Origin of the sequence: Morganella psychrotolerans, from assembly GCF_001676055.1 — a bacterium.
Lineage (GTDB): Bacteria > Pseudomonadota > Gammaproteobacteria > Enterobacterales > Enterobacteriaceae > Morganella > Morganella psychrotolerans_B.
Genome location: NZ_LZEX01000023.1, coordinates 52456 through 77056, shown reverse-complemented (window position 1 = coordinate 77056; position 24601 = coordinate 52456). Strand labels below are relative to the sequence as shown.

The following is a 24601-nucleotide window of genomic DNA, read 5'->3' as shown; positions in this document are numbered from 1 at the left end:
GGACCGGTTTAAATAACGTTTTCTGCTTCAGGGCGGAGAACAGGTTGTTCTGCCTGAGCTAACTGTGTTTGTGCTACCAGCACCAGTTCAATGATGTCGCGGGCATTACAACCGCGTGATAAATCATGTACCGGTGCGTTTAATCCCTGAATCAGCGGGCCGAGAGCCCGGTAACCGCCAAGACGCTGGGCAATTTTGTAGCCGATATTACCGGCTTCCAGTGACGGAAAGACCATGACATTTGCGCGGCCTTTTAACTCACTGTTTGGCGCTTTTTTTGCAGCAACATCCGGCACAAATGCCGCATCAAACTGCAATTCACCATCCACATTTAACTGCGGTGCGCGTGCGTGGATCATTTCGACTGCCTGTTGCACCATTGCCACGTTCGGGTGTTTGGCACTGCCTGCGGATGAAAACGATAACATTGCGACGCGCGCGGTTTCGCCGGTGATTGCGGTGAAGGTTTCAGCACTGCTCAGCGCGATATCCGCCAGTTGTGCCGAAGTGGGTTGAGGTACGACACTGCAATCTGCAAAACCGAGTACATTGCCTTCCGTTCCCGGCGGCAACATGATGAAAATAGAGGATAATGTTTTGACGCCGGGCTTCAGACCAATCACTTTCAGTCCGGCACGCAGGACAGCAGCTGTTGACGAGACATTTCCCGCCACACACAGATCCGCTTTTCCGGCAGCAACCATCGCTGCGGCAAACCAGAGCGGCTGGCGCATCGCTTTGTCTGCATCTTCAGGCGCTTTTTCGCCGAGACGTTCGGTGATTGCGGCAGCAAATTCTGCCCGCCACTCATCGGCATTGTCCGGGTCAATCGTGGTCAGTCCGTCCATAATGACACCCGTGCGCAGTGAGAAATCACGCAGTGCAAACGGGTTTGCCAGCAGAATTGGCTCAGCCAGACCATTTTGTTTCAGATAACGCGCTGCGTGGATAACCCGCTCATCCAGTGCATCCGGCAGAACCACCCGTGGCGGGTTCAGTTTTGCCTGTTGACGGCATCGTTCAATGAGCATGAGTTTCTCCTTGGGTCAGCGCCTGTTTGAGGGCTTGTGTGGTCATAAAGCCGCCTTCGCGGACCACCATCACCATCAGGACATAGACCGCACTTGAAAGGCGGTTGAGCGCCTGCATAATGTCCGGACGGATGACCTGAAAATAACAATCAATATAAATACGCGCGGCACTGACTTCTGTTTCACGGACTTTGGTGCGCAGCAGATTCAGTATTGCGGAATCACGCCCGTGGCTCACATCGGGAACAATATGGTCGTGACCCAGGTATTTCAGCGGGTTATGCGAGAGCTTATGCAGCTCATCCGCACTCAGGTCGGCAATACGCTGGTCGTCTAACGGCTCGTTCAGTGCATCGGCGCGCATAATGTTGCCGAGAACAGAGCGGATATCTGCCAGCCAGCCTTTCAGCGGCGTCTGAGCAAATTCAGTCTGTAACCAGACTGCTTCTGCAATGGTCGCATCCAGCGCGGCACGAAACGCCAGGCGCGGATCATTTTTTGCCACCATCGTATGACCGTTCAGGTGCGTCAGGGTATCGGGCTTTTTCGCCACCGGCTGATGGCACAGCTCGCAGGCTGCAACATCCGCTTTATCTTTACTGGTTAATCCGTGTACCGCTTTCAGGTCAGGAACCGCTGTTTCAGTTTTACCGGACGCATCCGGTTTTTCCACAAACAGACGACCTTGTTTATCCTGAAATTTCACCTGTAAACGACGGCCTTCGATCAACTCACGGGCAGACGGCGTCATGCGGCTGTCTGCGGGCAGATGAATTTCACTGCCCTCACTCAGGGTAAAGTTGTCGCGCAGCCAGTCTTCAGTGATAAAGGTCATGGCGATACTCCTCAGCACTCCTGCCAGTTAGCCGGCCAGGCCACATAAAGGAAACGGACGGTGGAGGTTGTTCCGAACTCAATAGCTGAGCCTTTCGGAATAAACATCACGTCACCGGCTTTCGCTATCATGGTTTCGCCTTCATGGCGCACATGCAGCTCACCTTCCAGTACCAGATCCACTTCATCGTAATTGAGTGTCCACGGGAAGAAGCCTTTGTCCCACTGCATAAATCCGGCAGCCATGCTGCTGTTATCCTGTGCGGTGATTAAATCGGCAATCCCGACACGGTGCGGACCTGCACCATCAAAATTACCGAATTTTACCGAACTGCTGTCGACAACTTTAATGCCGCCTTTGCCGGTAACGCTGCGGTAGCTCTGGGTATTCGGGGTATCGGTGCTCTCATCTGCGGCAGGTTTGAATGCCGCCACTTTCGCTTTGATCTGCGCGATACGCTCCTGAACCACTTTATCAACCAACTGGGCGATCAGGGTTTCAGTCACATTACCGGCAGGCAGCTGGGCAATAATGCATTCACGGATTTTCTGCCGCTCTGCGGATGAAATATTGGGTTCTGTTCCGGCGGTTGCTGCAACCGGCGCTGCTGTCGGCGCGGTATTTTGTGCAGTCGCCACTTCGCAAATGGCAAAGCCCAATTGTTCAGCCACAACATGGGCTTCCGGGGTAATAATGCTATCTTTGAGCACAACATCGAGACGGGTTTTGCCCGCTGCGTGTGCATCCCGGATGTCATTGGCCGTTATTAATTTCTTCATCGGATATTCCTCTTATTGGCTGTCGAGTGAGGCCAAAAACTGTTTCACTGGCAGAATGTCGTCAGGATTCAGGCTGTTGATAGCAAACATCGGTTCTTCAAAGCCGCGTGAGGCCAGAAGTTCACGGGTTGCCGGCACATCTGCATCAATTGCATCAATTTTGCTTATCACGGCAAAACGGCGCATGTGAGTGTAGATATCCAGTAATCCGGACGGAATACGGCACTCCGGATTGTTTGCTGCGTGGACATAAATCAGAACATCACAATCTGCCAGCGTATTAATTAATGCGTGGTAGAGACGGGGATGGCTGAAATATTCACCCGGTGTATCAACACGACCTTCTTCATTGAATTCAATCGCCTGTGTTTTACGCGCGAGATCAAAATCTCCCTGCAACGCATTGAATAATGTCGTTTTTCCTGCTCCCACATCACCCACAAACACAATTCGTTTCATTCAGACGGCATCCTTAACTGCACCCGGCTAGCTGCGGGTGATATCACAAATAGCGTATTTGAGGAGTTGGCTCAGCCCGCGTACAGTCTGAACCAGAGCTTCTTCTACCGCTCCGGTTGAGCCGTAAATCACCAGCGCACCGGTAAAGCGGTCAAGGAAACCGATTTCAACACCGGCCGCTTTGGTGGCAATATCACCGGCGATCATGGCGGTTTCGCCGGGGGTCAGTGTCATTATTCCGATGGCTTCGGCACCGGGAACCCCGATTTTTTTAGCCAGATCAGGGCTGGGATGCGCAATCAGATGCGCCAGGGTTACCTGTTTGCCGGGAACAAATTCCTGGATGATACGTTCCTTTTCCATCGTGCTCTCCTCATAAGAATTAATTCAATCCTAGTCATACTCTTAAAAAGGGGATAACAAAAATCGGCAAGTACGCCTAAAAGTTGAAACAGATCACTAATTGGCAGAAATGTTAATTTGTAACACCGGGAGATCACCGGGAGGAAATAGTGCGTAAATAGTGAGGTTTCATCATGACTGTATTGTGACAAAAAAGATAAATCGGCAGGAAATAACGAAAACACATATTATCAATTACATATAAATACGTAGTTCGACGAGTTGCTTATTATTCCGAAATACAATTTAGTTTATGAACAGCAAATATTTACCGGATAGTGGATTGATCTGTTATTTTCCCTGTCACCTGTGAGCACCAGACTGTGAAGTATCTCCCAAATTGACATTTATCCCGGGATTACTCACTTGCGTGCACAATGCGACTCACGTAACTTATAATCAATCTGGTTTAAACCAAAAAAATAACTAATATGAAAAACACACAAACAGCAGCTGACCTTGCCAGAGAAAAATTAGAAATACTGCTCACTGACGGTGTAATAACACCCGGTGATAAATTACCTGCTGAGCGCGCGCTGACAGAACAACTCGGTGTAAACCGGATGTCACTGCGCCAGGCGTTGCTGAGTATGGAAAGTGACGGGAAGATTTTTCGCAAAAACCGCAGTGGCTGGTTTGCCGCCCTTCCGCGGTTTAATTACAACCCGAAATCACCCGCCAGTTTTAATCAGGCAGCGAGAGCACAAGGGCGTGAGCCTTCGTGGGAATACAGTGAGAAATCACTGATAACCAATCCGCCTGCGGAAATAGCTGAAAAACTGGGACTTGCGGCGGGAGAGCCGGTTTACTGCATCAGCGGCTGGGGCGCACTCGACGGGCACAAAGTATTCTGGCACCAAACGTATATCAACCCGGCAGTCGGTCCGGGATTTACTGACAAACTGGATAATCACTCTTTTGCCGCTATCTGGGAAGAGGAATACCACATAACCACCACCACGGCACGCCTGGCATTTAAACCTGCCCGCATGCCTGAATCCGCCAGTAAAGAAATCGGCTGTACTGCCAATTCGCCGGGTATCCGGGTCGAGAAATACCGCTGTGATCCTGCACATAATATTGTTCAGATAGATATCGAATACTGGCGCTTTGAATCTGTTAATTTTTTTGTTGAGCTTTGAGAGAGAAAGGAAATATACCCATGACATCAGATGAAGCCCGCCGGATTATTGAACGTGCAGATAATTTGCCGCTGTATCTGCACGCGTATGCTTACCACCTGAATATGCGTTTTGAAAAATTGCTGCCCGGCGATCTTCTTGATATCGCACACGAGCATAATTTGCCGGGCGTCAAAATACATGTGCTGGATGGTGAAACACAATCGCTGTCCACCATGAATGATGAAAAACTGGCCGAGTTCGGCGAAAAAGCAACGCGTTATAATCTCGATATTAATATTGAAACCAGTGCGTCAGATAATAAAACCCTTGATGACGCGGTCAGAATTGCACTGAAAACCGGTGCAAGCTCTGTGCGTTTCTATCCGCGTTATGAAGGTGCGCTTTCAGACGTGTTAAAAACCATTGCCGCCGACCTGCGCTATCTTAAAGAACATTATCAGCACAGCGGCCTGACATTTGTCCTCGAACAACATGAAGATTTAAAAAGTCATGAATTGGTTGAGCTGATAAAAAATGCGGATTTTCCGCAGCTGACCCTGTTATTTGATTTCGGTAATATGATTAATGCCTGTGAATTACCAATGGATGCACTCTCTGCCATGCAGGAATATATTACCCAGGTGCATATCAAAGATGCGGTGATCCTGGAAGAAGGACAGGGTTTTGGTCATAAAGCCTGTCGTTCCGGTGAAGGAAATCTGCCGTTTAAAGAGATGTTACAGGCATTAATATGCCTGGGTGAAAAGAGTCCGCAGGTCATTTCTTACGGCCTGGAAGAAGAAGTGGATTATTACGCACCGGCATTCCGTTTTGCAGATGAAGTTGCCGACCCGTGGATCCCGTGGCGTCAGATGAGTGAAACACCGCTGCCGGAAAATGAAATAAGTACCCGTTTAGCCCTGGAAAAAGAGGATGCCATTAATCAAATCAATTATGTCCGTAAAATAATAAATGAAATTAAAACAGAGGCCATTCTATACTCTGAATAATTCCGGATGCATGTAGGCGACAAGTGAAGATAGACGGGGAACATAGATAAACTATGTGACCTGGCAAGCTGAACGCAGTCAATACCCGGGCATCCTGAAGTATGACGAGTATAAAAATAAAAGAATAGAACGACTACCTGTTCTACACACAGCAAACTCTTAAAATAACAATTCACACTGGCTGAAAACGTAAATTACTTTTCAGGCGGGAGGCACTATGCTTGATAAAAAAAGATGGGCAATATTCAGCTTATTAGTTTTATGCGGCGGTACTATATATAAACTGCCTTCACTTAAAGATGCATTTTATATTCCGATGCAGGAATACTTTCATCTGACTAATGGTCAGATAGGTAATGCGATGTCGGTGAACTCCGTCGTCACCACTATCGGTTTCTTTTTATCTATTTATTTTTCAGATAAATTGCCCCGCCGCCTGACAATTTCATTTTCATTAATTGCCACCGGATTACTGGGTATTTACTTATCCACTATGCCGGGTTATTGGGGAATATTATTTGTCTGGGCATTATTTGGTGTTACCTGTGACATGCTCAACTGGCCGGTATTATTAAAATCTGTCAGTTTGCTGGGTAATAGTTCGCAACAAGGGCGGATCTTTGGTTTCTTTGAAACCGGTCGCGGTGTTGTCGATACCATTGTGGCATTTTCCGCGCTGGCAGTATTTGCCTGGTTCGGCAGTGGTTTACTTGGCTTTAAAATGGGGATTTTATTCTATTCCGGCATGGCTATTCTTGTTGGTGGCGTTATCTTCCTGTTCCTGAAAGATGACAAAACAGTTACCCCGGCAGAGATAACCAAAGAAGAAAGCACAGAGAAAAAACCGGGCGTGGGTGCAGTATTAAAAGACGGCACAGTGTGGCTTATCGCTCTGAGTATTTTCTTTGTCTACGCCGTCTATTGCGGATTAACCTTTTTCATTCCGTTCCTGAGTAATATTTATGCGCTGCCCATCGCATTAGTCGGTGTTTACGGTATTCTGAATCAATATTGTCTGAAAATGGTCGGCGGCCCTATCGGCGGATTAATTGCTGATAAAATATTAAAATCACCGACAAAATACCTGTTCTATACCTTTATTCTCAGTGTCATTGTATTAGTCGTCTTTATTTTCCTGCCGCATGAAAGTATGCCGGTTTATTTAGGTATGGTATGTACACTGGGCTTCGGAACCATCGTCTTCACGCAACGTGCTATTTTCTTTGCACCTATCGGTGAAGCCAATATTAAAGAGTCCAATACCGGCTCCGCCATGGCGTTGGGCAGCTTTATCGGCTATGCGCCCGCTATGTTCTGCTTCAGTCTGTATGGTCATATTCTGGATATCTACCCGGGCATGACGGGCTATAAAATCGTCTTTGGTTTAATGGCGTTATTTGCTTTCTGCGGAGCTTTTGCTTCCGGTATTTTAATTATTAATATTAAAAAGCGTAAAGCACGGGCTGAATTAGCTGCACAGTAATCGCTTACTCTTTCATGCTCCGTTTATGCCGCTGACTATTCAGCGGCATAAACGCATTAAACCGGAGTCATACCTACCACCTGAGAGGTATTGACAAAAAATAATCACATCTTTGTTTTGCATTAGCTGAATTGATTAAGCTGCATTTGATATACATCAATGAGAAAAACCCGGATCGCCGTATTTTTAGCCTTAATCCATACAAAATATGAGGCTTAAATGAGCAACGTCAAGTTAGCGATAATCGGTAACGGCATGGTGGGGCATCGCTTTATTGAAGAGCTTACCGATAAAGCCGGAAGCGGACATTTTGACATTACCGTTTTTTGTGAAGAGCCGCGTGTAGCCTATGACCGGGTGCATCTTTCCTCTTACTTTTCCCATCACACGGCGGAAGAGTTATCCCTCGTTAAACCCGGTTTTTATGAAAAGCACACTATCGCCGTACTGACCGGTGAGCGGGTAATCACCATTAACCGGCAGGAAAAAGTGCTGCACACCAATACCGGACGCACCGTCCATTACGACAAATTAGTGATTGCCACCGGGTCGTACCCGTGGGTGCCGCCTATCAAAGGCAATGACACTCAGGACTGTTTTGTCTACCGGACGATAGAAGATCTGAATGCCATTGAAGCCTGCGCCCGCCGCAGCCGCAAAGGTGTGGTTATCGGCGGCGGATTATTAGGCTGGAAGCCGCCGGAGCACTGAAAAATTTAGGTATTGAAACCCATGTAATCGAATTCTCACCGGTGTTAATGGCAGAGCAGCTTGATGCGCTCGGTGGTGAGCAACTGAAACAAAAAATTGAGCGGATGGGTGTAACCGTTCACACCCGTAAAAACACCGCCGAAATTACCCGTTCAGACAGCGGCAACAGCCGCAAAATTCTGCACTTTGCCGACGGCTCATCACTGGAAGCCGATTTTGTGGTGTTTTCCACCGGGATCCGCCCAAGGGATAAACTTGCCCGTCAGTGCGGGCTGATTGTTGCCGAGCGCGGCGGTCTGGTGATTAATAACCAGTGTCAGACCTCTGATCCGGATGTCTATGCCATCGGTGAATGTGCATCATGGCACGGCAGAACCTACGGGCTGGTTGCCCCGGGCTATAAAATGGCACAGGTCGCGGTTGACAGTCTGCTGGGCAATGATAATCAGTTTACCGGCGCAGATATGAGTGCAAAACTGAAGCTGCTGGGTGTGGATGTCGGCGGGATCGGCGATACACATGGCCATGAAGAGGGTTGCCACAGCTATATTTATCTGGATGAAGCTAACGAGGTGTATAAACGCCTTATTGTCAGTAAGGACAATAAATATCTGCTGGGAGCAGTGCTGGTCGGTGATACTGAAGATTACGGTAATCTGCTGCAATTATCCCTCAACCGTATCGAACTGCCGGAAAATCCGGATACATTGATCTTACCTGCCCATGCAGGCAATAAACCGGCTATTGGTGTTGAATCCCTGCCGGACAGCGCGCAGATTTGCTCCTGCTTTGACGTCACCAAAGGTGACATTATTCAGGCCATTCAAAACGGCTGCCAAACCGTCGCGGCTATCAAAGCACAAACCAAAGCCGGTACCGGCTGCGGCGGCTGTGTTCCGCTGATAACGCAGGTACTGAATGCTGAACTGACCAACCTGGGTATTGAGGTTAATCATCATCTTTGTGAACACTTTGCATATTCACGCCAGGAGCTGTATCACCTGATCCGCGTGGAAAAAATAAAGACCTTTGATGATCTGCTGAAAAAATACGGCGAAGGTTATGGCTGTGAAGTATGTAAACCAACTATCGGCTCTCTGCTGGCGTCCTGCTGGAATGATTATATCCTGCGGGATGATTTGGTTTCCCTCCAGGATACTAATGATAATTTTCTCGCCAACATACAAAAAGACGGCACCTATTCCGTGATCCCCCGTTCACCGGGCGGAGAAATCACCCCGGCAGGCCTGCTTGCTGTCGGTACCATTGCACAGGAATATAATTTATACACCAAAATTACCGGCTCTCAGCGTCTGGCCATGTTTGGTGCGCATAAGCAGGATCTTCCGGCTATCTGGGAGAAACTGATTGCTGCCGGGTTTGAAACCGGACATGCCTACGCCAAAGCACTGCGTATGGCAAAAACCTGTGTCGGGTCGACCTGGTGCCGCTTTGGTGTCGGGGACAGTACCGGACTGGGTGTTGAACTCGAACACCGCTATAAAGGCATCCGCACACCGCATAAAATGAAGTTTGGTATCTCCGGCTGCACCCGCGAATGCTCAGAAGCACAGGGAAAAGATATCGGGATTATTGCCACAGATAAAGGCTGGAATCTGTATGTCTGCGGTAACGGCGGCATGAAACCACGTCACGGCGATCTGCTGATGGCCGATCTCGATAAAGAAACACTGATAAATTATATCGACCGGTTTATGATGTTTTATATCCGCACCGCGGACAAACTGAACCGGACATCCACCTGGCTTGAAAGCCTGGAGGGTGGCATTGATTATCTGCGCGATGTGATTGTCAGCGACACACTGGGTCTGAATGCACAGCTGGAGCAGGAGCTGACCCATCTGCGCAAAAAAGTCATCTGCGAATGGCAGGAAACGGTGGATAACCCGCACGCACGTCAGCGCTTTAATCACTTTATTAACAGCCCGCTGCCGGATCCGGATGTACAAATAGTTAGTGAGCGCTTACAACATCGCCCGGCCCGTCCTGAAGAGCGGATAGCCGTAACACTTATCGGGGAGGAGTAATGATGAGCCACTGGATAACAGTATGTCAGGTTAGTGATATCACGCCCGGAACCGGCGTTTGTGCACTGGTAAATGGTGAACAGGTTGCGCTGTTTCGCCCTTACAATGATGACCAGATTTTTGCATTAAGTAATATCGACCCCTTTGCAAAAGCCAGTGTGTTATCACGCGGGCTAATCGCAGAACATGACAATGAGTTGTGGATTGTCAGCCCGCTGAAAAAACAGCACTTTCGCTTAACAGATGGTTTGTGTCTTGAGGATGCCGCCTATTCTGTTGCCCATTTTGCCGTACGGACAGAAGGCGGGGAGATCCGTATTCATACCGCGCCACAGCAATAAAAAACACAAAAAGCGGTACGGATAATATGTATTACCGTACCGCACTGACAGTGACGACGTTTATAGCCCGTCAGTCCGCCGAAACCACAACATTCTCATAGCGACTGAGATCCGCCGGGGTTTCACTTTTATTACTGTCTGAAATAGCATCCATATCACCGATGATCCAAATATGCTGTGCCAGATAACGGGCATGGCGGATATCGGCGTAAGCGGAACCGAATCCCAGCGTACATATTATCAGCAGGAAATTACTCAGGATCAGAAATAAATAAGACAGATACGTCATATTACAGCGAAAACGCAGATTGCCCAGAGTCATTGAATTAATGACATATGTCCGGCAGGACACCCGGAAATAGATACCGGCAGTCATCGCACCGCAAAAAAACAGCAGATAGAACAGCGAAATTTTTATTATCACCATCGCACGGAGATTTGCTGTCCACACTTCCTCCGGGATCATCATCAGAAAAGTCAGGTCACTCAGTTGTGAAAATCCGGCTGCCACAAATGGTGATAACAGTAATACCGTGATCAGGCTTATCAGCATCAGCCGTTTATACAGCAGGCTGAGTGAAAATGCGGTTTTGTTATATGACAGATTATTAACCAGTAATTCACAGAGCTGCTTACCCTGCACCGACCAGATTAGAAATAATCCGGTCAACGGTATGATACTGGTCACCAGCATCAGATTGAATACATTATCAACTGCGGGTCCTGTGGATACTTTTACATACCACTGAGAAAACATCACGCTGCACACCATTGTCACGACAAGCAGCAGAACCGGAAGAATTAATACCACCAGATAAAGGCGCATGTAATTACACTGGTAGGCGAAACGGTATTCCCGGAAAGAGGTATTTCGTACATTAAAATTCCACAGCCGGATCAGGGCGTAAGGCATCAGGATTATAACAACAAGCATCATCAGTAACCCTAATGTCGGAGATACCGATGTTAAAACCGGAATAAGCAACAGCGATATACCGGTAAGAATAAAACCAAATAAAATTTCTGTCGGTTTTGCATGATATTCAAAGCGGGCATGATTAATTTCAGTGGCATTCATAAAATAACGCCGGCGATTAACCATCGCCCAAGGGAGGTAAATACCCAGCGTCAATATGCAAAATATAATATTTTTCAGCCAGATAGAAAAATACTCACCGGCATTCCCGTGAAATGTCACATTATTAATCGTTTGGTCCGGCAGCAGTGATTTTTGTTTGAGAAAGGCTTCAGTACTCAGTGCAATATTATCGTCCATCCATGATATCCCATAAATTTATAGCGTAGCCCGATTATGACATTTAACTTAAGGACAAGCACTGCGCTATTTCTCAACAATAAAAAAACGCAAAAGGCGGAGGTCCTTTTGCGTTTCACTAACAACACATTTGTTTTACGGGCGGTACGGATGATATGTCTTACCGTACCGCGCTGACTACATTATGCTGAACTCTCAGTGGTCAGGCAGAGGTTGCCTGCGACACAGGTGGCTCAATACCGGCCTTTGGTTTACCACGGCAGCCTTCACCGTAGTGCTCACCTTCCCAGCGACCTACCATTGCAGCACCAATCGCATTACTCATCACGTTCGTTGCTGAACGGCCCATGTCGAGGAATGGATCCACACCCATCAGCAATATCAGACCTGCTTCCGGTATATTGAACTGGTTAAGTGTTGCGGCGATAACCACCAGAGAAGCACGTGGCACACCCGCCATCCCTTTGGATGTCAGCATCAGAATCAGCAGCATGGTAATCTGCTCACCTGTTGTTAAGGTGATATTACATGCCTGAGCGATAAAGATAACTGCAAACGAACAGTAAGCCATTGAACCGACAAGGTTAAAGGAGTAACCGATAGGCAGTACGAAGCTGGCAATTTTGTTGGAAACACCGAACTCTTCCAGTTTTTCCAGGGTACCCGGGAATGCGGCTTCAGAACTTGATGTGGTGAATGCCAGCAGTGCAGGTTCAGTGATGCCTTTAGTCAGACGGAAGATACAACGACCGACAACCAGGGCCGCCAGACCAATCAGAATGACCCACAGCAGCGCCAGTGTGAAGTAGAATTCACCCATAAAGATACCGGCACTGACCAGAACACCCAGACCACGTTCTGCGATCATACCTGAAATCGCGGCAAATACAGTCAGCGGTGCGAACAGCATGACATAGCCGGTTAATTTCAGCATCAGACTAACGAGAGACTCAAGAACATGGATGATTGGCAGACCTTTATCGCCGATAGCGGAAAGACTGATACCCATGAAGATTGAGAACACAACGATTTGCAGAATTTCGTTACGCGCCATGGCGTCAACGATACTGGTCGGGATAGCATGAGCAATAAAGGTTTTGAATGAGAATGGAACAGGCTCAACCATACCTTCAACTGCAGCTGCAGTATCTGCCACAAAGTTAATACCGGCACCCGGCTGGAACAGGTTAACAATAACCAGACCTAACAGGATTGAGATAAACGATGCACAGATAAATAAGAATAATGTTTTAGAGAAAACACGACCTAACGTTTTCGCATCACCCATTTTCGCAATACCAACAACCAGTGTTGATATAATCAATGGTGCGATAATCATTTTAATCAGTCTTAAAAAGATATCAGTAATAATTGAAATATCTTTTGCATATACCTTGGTAAATTCAGCAGATGCCATTTCATTAAAACTAAAGCCGACAATTACACCGACAATAAGACCAATGACTATCCAAGTGGTTAAACTCTTCGATTTCATAATAATTCCATTCTGTGTTGGGTCGCATTTATTCTCAACTCACTTAATATCCTCTGAAATTTTATTTCAGTTATTTTTACCCGGCCTTCCATGGCTTTAAATATTAAACGAATTTAGACAACCTACTGAGAAAAATGACGATTTCTGTTTCTGAAATCGATGTGGCGATAGAGAGAAAGCCCCGCTACTCACCACACCGAGTTGTCTAGCTATAGAGATGATGGAGTATTGATATTAATTAAATATCAAATTCCAGTTTTAACAAAGGCGCATGTTGCTGAGCACCATAAACATCGGTATCTCCGACAGCACCAGAAACAATATGTCTCGGCATTACAATTTTCACAGCATTAGCAGGGTCAAACCAAACAATATTATCGATAAAGTCAGGCTTGACACAATATAAACCAGCCACTACTTCTTTATTAAACTGTTTTGAATTCTTTACCGCGGTATAAGTTGCTTTATCCTTGAATAAAATATCCATTACAATTTCATACGGGCCGGAGTTTTTAGAACGCACAACTTTTGCTAATTCTAAAATTGACTGTTTCATTTCGCCACTCCTTCTGGTGTCACATTCTCCATCCGGAATTTGAATTTAATGTCCGGTGTATATTCCATCAGGTGATAGATGGAGAACTCATACACTTTACCGGCACGAATATCCGATGGCGAAAATGGGAAGGCTAAGTTACCCGCTGTAGCGATACGACCGTCGTACCCGTAGTGCAGCATGGTTGAACGTGCCAGAGAACAAATACTGTCAGCCTGCTCCTGAGTCGGTGCAACAACATCTAACAGAATTCCCAGCTCATAACTCTTAGTCACGGTTTCTGGTTCTGCATCACCCATTACACCGTTTTTGCCATACAGGTGGAAATTCATTTTCACACTGTCAGGGTCAATGCTGAGGTTTTTCTCAACACTCTTACGCACTTCAACCAAAATCTTATCCATTCCGGCGATCATGATTGGATCATGTGTCCCCGCGATGGTGATGGTGCGATAACCAACCGGACGTGCTGCTTCCAGTTTAACCGTATACGGTGTTGAAACGTGGCGTGAACCGGTTACACGAACCTGTCCGTTACCCAGATCTTCAAACTTACACTCTTTCAGATCCAGCACTCCGCCGGGACCCGGTAAAGTATAAGGATCTGATTTCTCATACAGGGTATGCGCCGCTGCAGAGGTATCAGTAAATTTACGAATCGGGTTGAACGCTTTCAGGGTAAAGCCGGTTTTGTCGATGATACCCATCGCACAGTCTGAACCGGAGCCCGGTGTTGCAGCGATTGCCGCACACTCCAGGATTTTACCGCAGTGCAGTGCCAGACCTTCATCGAACCCTTTCATAATCGGCAGTGCCGCGAAACAGCAAGGGTCATAAGAACGACCGGCCAGAACAACCTGAGCACCTGCTGCCAGAGCTTCCTGGAACGGCTCGATACCCATTTGAGCAACGATATAGGTACTTTCGTCGATAACTTCATGAGTCAGTTCAGGCACGAAATGCAGTGGTGTGATTTTACCGGCATCCAGTGCTTCATGAACGGTTTTCTTATCAACATCCGCCGGGATAAGCGCCATAGAGAAAGAGAGATTCTCTTCTTTTGCCAGCTCCAGGATGATTTCACGGCACCATTCCAGATGCGGCTGCGCACCGGAACCACCCGCACTCCCGATAACAACCGGAATGTTGTTTTTCACACCGGCTTTCAGCATGTAACGCAGGTCGCGTTTCACACCGGCACGGTCAGTAAATGCTTTACCTGAACCGAGGTAGTGCGGACCCGGGTCAGAAGACCCGGCGTCAACGGCGATAAGGTCCGGCGATTCTTCCATCGCCTTCATGAAACTCTCTTCGGGAAATCCGTACCCCAGAATGGCAGTGGGAGACAGAATTTTAAATGTCTCAGACATAATGTTTCCTTACCCTTTTGCTTTCAGTACAGCCAGTGTGCGGTTCATTTCGTTGTTAACGATATTCATACCTTCGTCGAAGCCCATACCCGGCTTGATCAGCATACGCATCGGACGTGTTGCGATAGCGATGTGAACACAGGTACGTGCACTGACGTCAGTTTCGTTACAAGTACCGCCCTGGTATGCTTCCATACCGTTCTTCTGGCAATACAGCACTGCGTCAGCGATATTATGAACTGAACCCAGGTCAGGGGTTTTAATCTGAACCATGTCACAGCATTTTGCATCTGTGAAATCAATGATGTCCTGGCAGGTGTTACACCATTCGTCAGCAACAATTTTGACTTTTGAACCGATTTTTTTCAGGTGATCCATAATGCCTTTCATCAGGCGGATCTGGTCTGGTTTGTTACCGGCATCAATCGGGCCTTCGATGTACAGTTCTAAATCACCGGCCTGCTCCTGCAGACTTGCGATATACTCTGCGCAACGGATTGGATCTTTGTCGAAAATGATACCGATAGTGCCGTAAACGTCGATGTGCAGAGAAGGTTTGTAGCTGTCTTCTGTGCGTAATTCAACGATGCGCTCTGCCAGCCATGAAACGTATGCACGCAGTTTCTCGCCCTGACGACCCAGTTTTTCATCTACGTTGTTGATAAGACCGTGCGGCAGCACATCAACGTGTTTGAGGATCATTTTGTCAACGGCGTTATAACGGTCATCACCACTCTGACCAAACAGAGGAATCGGCTCAGCGACAACCGGCAGATGCCATTCGTCGCAGACAACTTCCGCTTTCACGCGGTTAGTTGCTAATGCTGCAGCGTCCAGCAGAGCCTGGGACAGACCATAACGAATCGCAGTGTGCAGTTGTTTGCCTTCCACTTTCAGTTCATCGAAGAACTTGGCATTAGCACGGAATTCACTGATATCACGGCCTTCCAGCAGTGGTTTAATGTGTTTTTCCAGGAACGGAATAAAGTTTTCCGCCAGGAATAACGGGTCACGACCACCCGCACCTGAATACTGAACAGCCGCACAGTCACCGATAGCCACAGAACCATTCTCGAGGACTAACTGAACTGATACGCACTCACCCGCCTGACGAATTGCAGTAAAGCCCGGCGTTACCGGCTTACCGGTATAAACGAAACCATCGTGACCTGCGCCGTCTTTAATCGCCTGCTGATCATCAAAATAGAAAGATGAGTTACCCGCCGTGAACAATGCATGTTTAATTTTCATTATGGTCTTCCTACCAATTTACTGTGAGATACTGCGTTAATGTCATCAATAATCATCTGGAATGAAGCTTCACGACCTTCAACACGGGCGCGCTCAGCAACAAAATCCTGGTGCATAGTCAGTACATCATCCGGCAGAGGTACCGCACCTGCGTCGAACACACGGATTGCACCGTTGTTGTCGCGGATAGGCAGCATTTTCCCGGAGTTACACATAGCCGGAGCGAACGGAATATCCAGTACGCCGGCTTCAAATGCGCGGACAGTACCGACTGCAATGTCACCGTTACCCAGCTCAAGCACTTTCTTCATGACAGCGCGGACTTCACGTTTAATCAGTTCCACTTCCAGATCGACGTCTTTACAAGGCGGGAATTTCTGGTCGCGCATCATGTTCAGCATCTGGTTTGAAGCACGCAGACCCTGACAGTTAGCTTCTGCAGTCGGGATACCGAATGCTTCATGCGGAGATTTGGTGATAACTTTAGTTGCACCGGACATACCGGCGACTGCCGCACCCCAGGAGATAACTGCCGCTGCGCGGGATTCATCTTCAGGGAAGCCACCCATCCACTGGTGGAATACGGTACTCAGTTCATAATCTTCGAAACCGTAAGCGCGGAAATATTCATGGGACAGTTCACGCAGAGAGCGGATTGCCGCGATATCCTGTACTAAGTTACCTACCTGACCGTAACCGACAGTGATAGATTTAACACCCTGCTCCAGCGCAACCAGACCTTCGATAATCGCCACAGTGTGAGAAATAAATGGCGGGATCAGCGTACCGGTTAACGGACCGAATGGTTCACGGTTGATGCGGATACCATTTTCTTCATATAAACCAATTACGCGGTCGCAGTACTGCCAGTCACGGATAGATTTTTCCAGGGTGACGCGTTTTGCGTAAGGGATGTTATAAGAGATACCACCGCCTTCATAACTGGTGAAACCACTCGCCATGGAGATTTCGCACAGCAGACGCGCATCTGGTGTCCCGTGACGGATTTGCAGAGGCTTATCCAGGGATTCAGTAATATGACGGCAAGCTGCCACACCGTGGTTTACCACCGGCAGACCATTGAGTTTGGATGTACCGGCTTCAACAGATTTCTGGATACCGACAGCCGCTTCTTCATAGCGGTTCAGACGGGTATACGCATCGATAGTTGTCGGCAGCAGGTCACACTCAACCTGTAATTTTTTCAGCAGCTCGATATGCTCTTCGATTAATGCCACACCTGCACGCGGCTGGCTTAATGTGATGCCATCGCGATCTGCTTCAAATAATTTTTTCGCAAAGTTTTTATCAGCAGAGATAGTCGACTGGTATTTCACACCATCTTCGAAATTGGTTACATCTTTCCCTGTTACCCAGGTCTTTAAAACGTCTTTGCGCTCAGACATAAAGTCATCGATCGCAATCTTTTTATTTTTCAGTTCCATTTAATGGCTCCAATAATATCGCTATCTGGTCAAAATCTGTACGCCAGTCTGAGCTGCTGCTTTCGGATGCCGACAGGCGACATTGGCTAACAGAGGAAATAGTCCTTGTGAATCCCGGTAATACTCAAATTCGTCCGGCAGCAAAATCTGGCGGCCTTTGTTATCGAATTTGCGGTACTTCATATACTGTTGAATGGCAAAATCATCCGTGCGTGATAACCAGCCGCCGGTGCCGATGATTTTACGAACGCGTGATAAATCACGTCCGATCTGTAAATCCACCGTTCCTGCACATGTTGTGACCTGTTGCTTGGTTCCTGCATGGCGCTCTGTACCGAGGGCGACGCAAATTCCGGCTAACAGATGGTCATAAACACGTTCTTCGTCTGTCTGCGGCAAATAATCAGGATGCGCATTGATGTGATGGGTATACCGGTAAAACGCGTCCAGTTGCTCCGGATGGTTGACAAACTGTGCTTCTGCTAACTCACGGCCTGCTTCACCGGCGATGACTGCTGACACCCGCATACCGAGGTCACCTTCCACCGTCCGCTTCACTTTCGGCTCCGGAATACCGTGTAAAATAGTATCCGGCAGTAAACTGTTGTTGCAGGACGAATAGATATCCGTCGTTGCGCCACCCATATCCATCAGAACAAACTCTTCCCAACCGGGAATGGTGTCACGGATTTGCTGCACTAATTCAAAGACAGAAAATGGTGTCGGACGAGGCTCTTCGCCTGTCTGTTCAACAATGACATCCAGTCCCTTGCCTTTAACAATCTTTTTAAGAAATATGTCACAGATAGCTTTACGTGCATCGAACGGATTCGGGCTATCCAGACTCGGTAAAATGTTGTTTACGATAGTCAGATCTTTATCACTGAGGATCTCAGCAACATCATCCTGAATATCGCGGTTACCCGCATAAATGATGGAGCAGTTCAGGTCGGATTCCGCCAGCATTCTGGCATTTTGTAATCCGTACCCGACATCACCGCCATCCGTCCCGCCGGTAAAGAGAAAAATATCCGGAGGTGTCTGTTCGAGTGCGCGGATATCAGTCCGGTTAAGTTTATAAGCAAAGTGCTGTGACACTTTTGCGCCCGCTGAGTGAGCGGTTACTTTCGCCGACTCCAGGGTTATAGTCGGAACCAGACCAAGTGCCGCTACCGCTAACCCGCCTTTTGCAGAAGAGGAATAACTGATATCTATTTTTCCTGCTTCTAATAAAGGACGTGCATCAGACACATTGAGGATTTTATTCAGTACAGTAAAAAATCCGTCAGCCAGATGGTCAGTCGTCGTGGGGGTCAGGGCATAATTCTTTACATCAATATGATCATCACTGCCCACGTCGAACACGGCACCTTTCGTCCAGGTAGAACCGATATCTATAGAGACAGAGATCATTACGCGGTCATTCCTTCTTTTTTAGCTGACAGGCTTTTCTCGATATCTTTCTTCATGATATCGCAGACAAATTCCAGGTCAGTATTCGGGAAGAACACACGGTTAAAGCCCATAGCTGAGAATTTTTTCTCGATTTCAGCCGGTGCCTGTTTACCGATAACCAGGTTACCGCCGACATACAGCAGAATTTCACCCAGACCACGTTCGATGCAACGGTCACGCATCCCTAAACAGTCAACTTCACCGTGTCCGTAAATAGAAGAAACAACAATCGCCTGTGCACCGGTTTCAATGGCGGCATCAATATATTCGTCCTGGCTTACCATGACACCAAGATTGATCACGTTGAAATTGTGTTGCGCGAAAACGCGATCTAAAACTTTGTTACCGACGGCATGGCAATCGGCACCAATTACACCAATAACAATGGTAGGATTCTGCATGATATACCTCTAAATAGACTAAATGTTCGGAATTAAAGTCAATACAATTTTTATAAAATCCGTTTGGCGTTAATTAAGAAGATAACTAAGTACAAATTATGTATTCATTCCTATTTAATCCCTTAACTTTCCACTGATTCTAATGTGCAATTCAGGGGGTTTAAAAACAATTGATATAAAGTAAGGATATCTTGCAAAAACGGAATGGTTTTTAGCAAGGCATAAAACAAGACATGGATCACATTAAATTTATGATAAAAATCAATCAGATACGATGAAAGTACACATATAAAAACTTTAATTAACAATTATTTAAATATAACAGATAATAAATCATTCTTGTTTTTGTGATCATCGTTATATTATTGAGTCAAATGAAAATAACAATTAAATTTTAATGTTTAAACTATATTTTACAGTATATTTGATATGAATATATTTTGATACACATCACCTTAATAATGTGACGAACATCTTATTTAATGATGAAACGATATTATTATTGAACATGCAAAAATAAATGATACGGAAAAGTAAATTAATTATTATTAATATGATAATGCCGTTGGTTTATTTTGGTCGTTTTAATCATTATTGTTTTAAACTAAACCATTCAGCTCAAAAAACGCAGTAATAATATTATTTACCTCCATAAATAAAAGCCCGGTTTTATCAAAAAAACCGAGCTTTTATTATCATGACAGCAATTTTCAGCGCGTGCCGTGCTCTTCGGTAAACTGAGCCAGAAGATAGGAAAGGTAGTCTGCCAGCAGGTCATCATCCTGTAATGATAAAAGCTGCTCCAGTGCGGTATCTGTGAAGAATTTCTGCCAGAACAGCCGCTTGGCATCACGGGAAGCATTAGTGGCTTTTACCTGCTCCCGTACACGGGCGGCAAGCTGTAGTTTCACCGGGGCGTCGAAGGGTATTGCCTGCATCACCCTGTGCTTCAGGAACTGGGTATATACGGGATTTCCGCCACAGGTCAGCGCTATCTGTACCGGCAGCACATCAATTGTCGCCGGAGAGATAAATGAGGCGGTTTCCGGTGAGTCAGTCACATTACAAAAGCAGCGATGTGTATTTGCCAGAGCCAGTACCTGCTGATTGACCTCCGGTGAATCGGTGGCGGCAAATGCCAGCCAACAGTCATCCGGCCACAGTGTGCTGTCAAACGGCGCTTGCGTGCATGTCAGTTGCGGGCGCTCTGCCAGTGCGGCAAAGTCGCTGTGAAAATAGCGCGCAACGACAGTGACATTTGCACCGGCCTGCAACAGTGCATGACATTTATGCAGAGCAACGTCTCCCCCGCCTACAACAAGACATGTTTTTCCCTGTAAGTCACAAAACAACGGATAGCGCAGCATAATGTTTTTTCTCCGGATTATTCGGTCAGAAAGTATTTTGCGCATCATATCCCGCCCGCGTCATGTACGCAGCACTCCGCTGCTGACTTTGCGGTACAGCGCCGGAAACTGTCTTTTACATAGGCATTTATAAAAGACAGAGATCGCGTTCAATTTGTAAGAATTAAGATTTTAAAAAGGTGAAATGCTATCCGCTAAATCATTCAGTCTGTGGCAAGGCGGCAAATGAAAAAAACCGGGGAGCATACATCAGTATGTGACCCGGTTTTTTTAATGCAGCCAACGCAGCCACAGGCTGAAGGATGACGCGGATCGGGCTGATAACGGGCAAAACGAAAAGCCGCTGTAAATACATCCCTGTAAGCTCAGGTGCGCCATCCATGGCGCACATGCTTTTCGTTCCCCTGCCCGTTATCTGCCTTTTACATACACATTTATAAAAGACAAAGATCGCGTTCAATTCAAAAGAATTAAGATTTAAGATTTAGAAAAAGATAAAAATGTATCTGCTAAATCATTCAGTTTGTGGCAAGGCGGTAAGTGAAGATAACCGGGGAGCATACATCAGTATGTGACCCGGATAGCTGAGCGCGGCCAACACAGCCACAGGCTGAAGGATGACGCGGATGATGCGGGATTAGCGAACGCCGCCGGGCGTCATACACACTTCATGCACCTGAGGATAAAATTTATCCAGTTGATGGCGTTGGATCCAGTCATAAATAAAATCTTTATCGTGCTGTGTATCATCATAGATAAGCCCGATAACACTGCCGCTGTGTGCGACATTCAGCCCGTAAATTTTATTTTGCTCTGCCAGCTCAAGCAGTTCGTTAAAACCGTGCTTGGGCAGAAGGTCCTGGCTGGCTATCGCACTCAGTGTGGCAGCCTCCCCCAAACGTTGCGGGCTTTGCTGTTCACAGGCAATATTGAGGTACTTCCACGCCTGTTCCAACTGCGTTTCGCGGGCTAACAGCGCTGCAAGGCGATCCCGCTTATGAAAATCCTCTGTCAGCACAATATCCGGGCTTTCCAGTAACAGAATTTTCAGGTCTGGCGCCCAGCCGAGAGAGATTTGTGTTCCGGCAGTCTGATGATCAAACAGTGTCAGGGAAGAGAAAAACGTGCTGTCTGTCGGCTCGACACCCACACACAAGGCTGCCAGAGTTTCCGGTGATAATTCGTGTCCGTAAAACCGGGCTGTTGCCTGTGCGGTTGCCGCAATATCTGCTGTACTACTCGCCAGCCCTTTGCCGACCGGGATAGTTGAGTCATATTCAATACGCAGCATACCGGTCGCTTCCGGAACAATATCCAGATACTTCAGTACCCGCTCCAGCATCTGGCGCATGCGGGGGCGCTCCAGCCCCAGCGGTACATCTTCGGTGACTGATACATAGCTGAACCAATTGATTGGGCAGGAAACCAGTTTCTCGCCCCCGAGGATCCACCCCTGTAATAACTCACCGCAGGATGCCGGACAGTGTGCCTCAGCCATGTTGGAATACCTGTTTTAATGCGCCGATAAGATGGCGGTTTTCCGCCTGGCTGCGGACAGCGATGCGGTAATATGAGCCATCCAACCCGGGATAGTTCTGGCAGCGGCGGATAAGCAGCTTATATTTAAGCAGGGCAGACTGTAATTCCACTCCATTAAGGCAGCGGATAAAAATATAGTTTGCTGTCGGCTCACGGATTTTCAGCAGCGGAAACTGGCGCAGCTCCCTGCACAGATACTCACGCTGTGACGCAATCAGTTCCTGCGTTTTACAGATATACTCTTTATCATCCAGCAGGACTTCTCCCACCAGCGCCGCCAGTCCGTTAATCGTCCACGGCTCCCGCCATCCTTTCAGATTACTGATAACATGACTGTCACCGCAAAGCAGATACCCCAGGCGAAGTCCCGGGATGGCAAAAAACTTTGTCAGAGAGCGCAGCAGGTACAGATAACGGGTTTCCGGCAGACGTGCTGTCAGCGGTGAGCCTTCCGGCAGAAAATCAATAAAGGCTTCATCGACAATAAGATGAATATGGCGGGATTCACACAGAGAAACCAGTTTATGCAGCAATGCAATATCCGGCATCAGACCGGTCGGGTTATTCGGGGTGGCGATAAAAACACAATCAGGGCGGCGGGCTTCGATATCAGCCAGCAGAGACTCATCCGGCTGAAAATCATTCTCTTCTGTCAGCGCGTGTTCAATGATGTCACAGCCTTGCTGCTCCAGTGCTCTGCGGTACTCGGCAAATCCGGGTGTTAATAATAGTGCGCTGTGCGGGTTCAGATGGCGCACCAGCGAGTAAATCAGTTCAGTTTCACCGTTCCCGGCAATGACCTGCCCCAGTTCACATCCGGCACCTTTAGCCAGTGCGGCGTGCAGATAACGGTATTCAATATCAGGATAGCGTTCAATAACGGATAAGTTGTCGCGGATAATGGCTTTAACCCGGTCTGGCGGCCCCAGCGGATTAATATTGGCACTAAAATCGAAGATTGATGCAGGCGAGATCCCCAGATGCTCTGCCACTTCAACTACATTACCACCGTGTTCACTCATAGCCTCCTCCAAATCTAAAGGCTGCATACAGTATTATCTGCATACAGCCGGGTAATATTATTTTAAGGATAACACTATGACACCGCTTCTAACGGGGGTTCCTGCGTAATATCAATTTGTGTGGCAGCAAATGCCAGAACCTGATGCAGATTAACCACATCCCCGACAACAATCAGTGCCGGCGGGTGCAGTTTAAGACGTGCGGCTTCGTCCGGTAATGTAGTCAGTGTGCCGGTAACCACCTGCTGGCGCTGCTGGCTCGCATACATTACAACCGCCGCCGGGGTATCAGGTGATTTTCCGTTATCAATTAATAACTGACTGATTTCTGCCAGCCGGGTCATTCCCATCAGAATAACCAGCGTACCACTCAGTGCTGCCAGCGCCTGCCAGTTCTGAGGTTCATTCCCCTGACACATGTGCCCGGTAACCACATGGAAGCTGGATGCATGGTCACGGTGTGTCACCGGGATCCCCGCGTATGCCAGTCCGCCGATAGAGGAACTGATCCCCGGGATGACTTCAAAATCCAGCCCTTTTTGTGCCAGTGATTCTGCTTCTTCACCGCCACGACCAAATACATACGGATCCCCGCCTTTCAGACGGACGACATTTTTGCCTTCTGACGCGTGTTTTACCAGGATGTTGTTAATTTCGTCCTGCGGAACCGGATGATGGTTCGGTGTTTTGCCGACATTAATAATTTTGCATCCGGATGGCGCACAAGCGATCAACTCAGGATTGACAAGACGGTCATGCACCAATACTTCGGCATGGCGTATACAATGAAGTCCCTTTACGGTAATTAATGATGCATCTCCGGGTCCGGCTCCGACAAGCCACACTTTACCTTTGCTCATTTTATTGCCTTATCAATTAAAGTAATCAACAGAAAGAAACAACATCATTGTTATCATCATCATTCGCGTTAGTAATACTCACACCCTGACGACTATTAAAAATACGTCTTATTAATGATGTCTTAATAGATGAACAGCAGTATTAATTAATCATGATCGATATTCTTTGATCTGCTCACGATAAATGCTTAATAAAGACAATTCTGTTTAATATTTTGCATTATTAAATAATAACAGAAAAAAATACATGATTTATGTCTCAATAATACGTTCACGCTACGGAAGAGTTCATACGAAAAAATCAAGAAGATCAATAATTTTCAACTACATGAAATAAATGA

Annotated in this window: 21 protein-coding genes and 1 pseudogene; 5 read left to right on the top strand and 17 right to left on the bottom strand. The window is 47.2% G+C overall.

All coding sequences use genetic code 11. The features are described 5' to 3' along the window. Positions 1-8: 8 nt before the first annotated feature. From pta to eutS, 5 genes are read right to left on the bottom strand one after another with little or no spacing between them, the layout of a single operon-like run. Positions 9-1031 carry a phosphate acetyltransferase gene (gene pta / locus AYY17_RS12345; protein WP_067424086.1) on the bottom strand — a complete coding sequence of 341 codons (1023 nt, stop codon included), beginning with the start codon at positions 1029-1031 and terminating at the stop codon, positions 9-11. Further along, positions 1021-1866 (bottom strand): ethanolamine utilization cob(I)yrinic acid a,c-diamide adenosyltransferase EutT, encoded by an 846-nt coding sequence (eutT, locus tag AYY17_RS12340; RefSeq protein WP_067403554.1) that lies wholly within the window; start codon positions 1864-1866, stop codon positions 1021-1023. The genes pta and eutT overlap by 11 nt, the downstream gene beginning before the upstream one ends. Before the next feature lie 11 nt (positions 1867-1877). Beyond that, positions 1878-2645, bottom strand: a complete 768-nt coding sequence (gene eutQ, locus AYY17_RS12335; RefSeq protein WP_067424084.1) for an ethanolamine utilization acetate kinase EutQ — start codon at positions 2643-2645, stop codon at positions 1878-1880. A 12-nt stretch (positions 2646-2657) separates the two neighbouring features. Continuing rightward, positions 2658-3104, bottom strand: coding sequence for a EutP/PduV family microcompartment system protein (gene eutP, locus AYY17_RS12330; RefSeq protein ID WP_067424082.1), 447 nt, complete (start codon positions 3102-3104; stop codon positions 2658-2660). Between the two features lie 27 nt (positions 3105-3131). Continuing rightward, positions 3132-3467, bottom strand: coding sequence for an ethanolamine utilization microcompartment protein EutS (gene eutS / locus AYY17_RS12325; protein ID WP_067403544.1), 336 nt, complete (start codon positions 3465-3467; stop codon positions 3132-3134). A 470-nt stretch (positions 3468-3937) separates the two neighbouring features. Here eutS and AYY17_RS12320 point away from each other — a divergent pair, with 470 nt between their 5' ends. The 5 genes and pseudogenes from AYY17_RS12320 (at position 3938) to nirD (ending at position 10223) form a co-directional block, all read left to right on the top strand. After that, positions 3938-4648 (top strand): UTRA domain-containing protein, encoded by a 711-nt coding sequence (locus AYY17_RS12320; RefSeq protein WP_067424080.1) that lies wholly within the window; start codon positions 3938-3940, stop codon positions 4646-4648. Positions 4649-4668: 20 nt separating this feature from the next. Then, positions 4669-5640, top strand: coding sequence for a sugar phosphate isomerase/epimerase family protein (locus AYY17_RS12315; RefSeq protein ID WP_067424078.1), 972 nt, complete (start codon positions 4669-4671; stop codon positions 5638-5640). Between the two features lie 217 nt (positions 5641-5857). Continuing rightward, positions 5858-7123 (top strand): MFS transporter, encoded by a 1266-nt coding sequence (locus AYY17_RS12310; protein ID WP_067424076.1) that lies wholly within the window; start codon positions 5858-5860, stop codon positions 7121-7123. A gap of 219 nt (positions 7124-7342) precedes the next feature. Then, positions 7343-9882 (top strand): annotated as a pseudogene (nirB, locus tag AYY17_RS12305) (nitrite reductase large subunit NirB). Between the two features lie 2 nt (positions 9883-9884). Beyond that, a complete protein-coding gene (nirD, locus tag AYY17_RS12300; RefSeq protein ID WP_067424074.1) occupies positions 9885-10223 on the top strand; it encodes a nitrite reductase small subunit NirD in 339 nt (112 codons plus the stop codon). 70 nt (positions 10224-10293) lie between these two features. On the opposite strand, the gene AYY17_RS12295 is transcribed toward nirD, so the two are convergent. The 12 genes from AYY17_RS12295 to cobA all read right to left on the bottom strand — a co-directional run bounded on the left by AYY17_RS12295 (position 10294) and on the right by cobA (position 24260). After that, a complete protein-coding gene (locus AYY17_RS12295) occupies positions 10294-11499 on the bottom strand; it encodes a YjgN family protein (protein ID WP_067424072.1) in 1206 nt (401 codons plus the stop codon). A gap of 202 nt (positions 11500-11701) precedes the next feature. Next, positions 11702-12994 carry a dicarboxylate/amino acid:cation symporter gene (locus tag AYY17_RS12290; protein WP_067424070.1) on the bottom strand — a complete coding sequence of 431 codons (1293 nt, stop codon included), beginning with the start codon at positions 12992-12994 and terminating at the stop codon, positions 11702-11704. A gap of 238 nt (positions 12995-13232) precedes the next feature. Beyond that, a complete protein-coding gene (locus AYY17_RS12285) occupies positions 13233-13550 on the bottom strand; it encodes a DUF4387 domain-containing protein (protein ID WP_067368143.1) in 318 nt (105 codons plus the stop codon). Further along, on the bottom strand, positions 13547-14920 hold the full coding sequence (locus AYY17_RS12280) for an acyclic terpene utilization AtuA family protein (protein ID WP_067403522.1): 1374 nt from the start codon (positions 14918-14920) through the stop codon (positions 13547-13549). The genes AYY17_RS12285 and AYY17_RS12280 overlap by 4 nt, the downstream gene beginning before the upstream one ends. Positions 14921-14929: 9 nt before the next feature. Then, a complete protein-coding gene (locus AYY17_RS12275; protein ID WP_067424068.1) occupies positions 14930-16171 on the bottom strand; it encodes a methylaspartate ammonia-lyase in 1242 nt (413 codons plus the stop codon). Beyond that, positions 16171-17616 (bottom strand): methylaspartate mutase subunit E, encoded by a 1446-nt coding sequence (locus AYY17_RS12270; protein ID WP_067403516.1) that lies wholly within the window; start codon positions 17614-17616, stop codon positions 16171-16173. The genes AYY17_RS12275 and AYY17_RS12270 overlap by 1 nt, the downstream gene beginning before the upstream one ends. Positions 17617-17637: 21 nt before the next feature. Then, the gene (glmL, locus tag AYY17_RS12265; RefSeq protein WP_067424065.1) at positions 17638-19029 is read right to left on the bottom strand and encodes a methylaspartate mutase accessory protein GlmL; all 1392 of its coding nucleotides are present in this window, start codon (positions 19027-19029) and stop codon (positions 17638-17640) included. Further along, positions 19029-19472: a methylaspartate mutase subunit S gene (gene glmS / locus AYY17_RS12260; protein WP_067424063.1), complete on the bottom strand. Its 444-nt coding sequence runs from the start codon at positions 19470-19472 to the stop codon at positions 19029-19031. Before glmS ends, glmL begins: the two co-directional genes overlap by 1 nt. A 710-nt stretch (positions 19473-20182) precedes the next feature. Next, entirely contained in the window at positions 20183-20839 is a 657-nt protein-coding gene (locus AYY17_RS12255) for a precorrin-2 dehydrogenase/sirohydrochlorin ferrochelatase family protein (protein ID WP_067424061.1), read from the bottom strand. A 637-nt stretch (positions 20840-21476) separates the two neighbouring features. Continuing rightward, positions 21477-22337 carry a GHMP family kinase ATP-binding protein gene (locus AYY17_RS12245; protein ID WP_067424056.1) on the bottom strand — a complete coding sequence of 287 codons (861 nt, stop codon included), beginning with the start codon at positions 22335-22337 and terminating at the stop codon, positions 21477-21479. Further along, positions 22330-23427 (bottom strand): threonine-phosphate decarboxylase CobD, encoded by a 1098-nt coding sequence (gene cobD / locus AYY17_RS12240; RefSeq protein WP_268873029.1) that lies wholly within the window; start codon positions 23425-23427, stop codon positions 22330-22332. The genes AYY17_RS12245 and cobD overlap by 8 nt, the downstream gene beginning before the upstream one ends. 47 nt (positions 23428-23474) lie before the next feature. Then, on the bottom strand, positions 23475-24260 hold the full coding sequence (cobA, locus tag AYY17_RS12235; protein ID WP_067424052.1) for a uroporphyrinogen-III C-methyltransferase: 786 nt from the start codon (positions 24258-24260) through the stop codon (positions 23475-23477). Between the last annotated feature and the right edge of the window lie 341 nt (positions 24261-24601).

Excerpts from the sequence above, each read along its gene's own strand:
- pta (WP_067424086.1), bottom strand. The coding sequence starts at position 1,031 with ATGCTCATTGAACGATGCCGTCAACAGGCAAAACTGAACCCGCCACGG.
- eutT (WP_067403554.1), bottom strand. The coding sequence starts at position 1,866 with ATGACCTTTATCACTGAAGACTGGCTGCGCGACAACTTTACCCTGAGT.
- eutQ (WP_067424084.1), bottom strand. The coding sequence starts at position 2,645 with ATGAAGAAATTAATAACGGCCAATGACATCCGGGATGCACACGCAGCG.
- eutP (WP_067424082.1), bottom strand. The coding sequence starts at position 3,104 with ATGAAACGAATTGTGTTTGTGGGTGATGTGGGAGCAGGAAAAACGACA.
- eutS (WP_067403544.1), bottom strand. The coding sequence starts at position 3,467 with ATGGAAAAGGAACGTATCATCCAGGAATTTGTTCCCGGCAAACAGGTA.
- AYY17_RS12320 (WP_067424080.1), top strand. The coding sequence starts at position 3,938 with ATGAAAAACACACAAACAGCAGCTGACCTTGCCAGAGAAAAATTAGAA.
- AYY17_RS12315 (WP_067424078.1), top strand. The coding sequence starts at position 4,669 with ATGACATCAGATGAAGCCCGCCGGATTATTGAACGTGCAGATAATTTG.
- AYY17_RS12310 (WP_067424076.1), top strand. The coding sequence starts at position 5,858 with ATGCTTGATAAAAAAAGATGGGCAATATTCAGCTTATTAGTTTTATGC.
- nirD (WP_067424074.1), top strand. The coding sequence starts at position 9,885 with ATGAGCCACTGGATAACAGTATGTCAGGTTAGTGATATCACGCCCGGA.
- AYY17_RS12295 (WP_067424072.1), bottom strand. The coding sequence starts at position 11,499 with ATGGACGATAATATTGCACTGAGTACTGAAGCCTTTCTCAAACAAAAA.
- AYY17_RS12290 (WP_067424070.1), bottom strand. The coding sequence starts at position 12,994 with ATGAAATCGAAGAGTTTAACCACTTGGATAGTCATTGGTCTTATTGTC.
- AYY17_RS12285 (WP_067368143.1), bottom strand. The coding sequence starts at position 13,550 with ATGAAACAGTCAATTTTAGAATTAGCAAAAGTTGTGCGTTCTAAAAAC.
- AYY17_RS12280 (WP_067403522.1), bottom strand. The coding sequence starts at position 14,920 with ATGTCTGAGACATTTAAAATTCTGTCTCCCACTGCCATTCTGGGGTAC.
- AYY17_RS12275 (WP_067424068.1), bottom strand. The coding sequence starts at position 16,171 with ATGAAAATTAAACATGCATTGTTCACGGCGGGTAACTCATCTTTCTAT.
- AYY17_RS12270 (WP_067403516.1), bottom strand. The coding sequence starts at position 17,616 with ATGGAACTGAAAAATAAAAAGATTGCGATCGATGACTTTATGTCTGAG.
- glmL (WP_067424065.1), bottom strand. The coding sequence starts at position 19,029 with ATGATCTCTGTCTCTATAGATATCGGTTCTACCTGGACGAAAGGTGCC.
- glmS (WP_067424063.1), bottom strand. The coding sequence starts at position 19,472 with ATGCAGAATCCTACCATTGTTATTGGTGTAATTGGTGCCGATTGCCAT.
- AYY17_RS12255 (WP_067424061.1), bottom strand. The coding sequence starts at position 20,839 with ATGCTGCGCTATCCGTTGTTTTGTGACTTACAGGGAAAAACATGTCTT.
- AYY17_RS12245 (WP_067424056.1), bottom strand. The coding sequence starts at position 22,337 with ATGGCTGAGGCACACTGTCCGGCATCCTGCGGTGAGTTATTACAGGGG.
- cobD (WP_268873029.1), bottom strand. The coding sequence starts at position 23,427 with ATGCAGCCTTTAGATTTGGAGGAGGCTATGAGTGAACACGGTGGTAAT.
- cobA (WP_067424052.1), bottom strand. The coding sequence starts at position 24,260 with ATGAGCAAAGGTAAAGTGTGGCTTGTCGGAGCCGGACCCGGAGATGCA.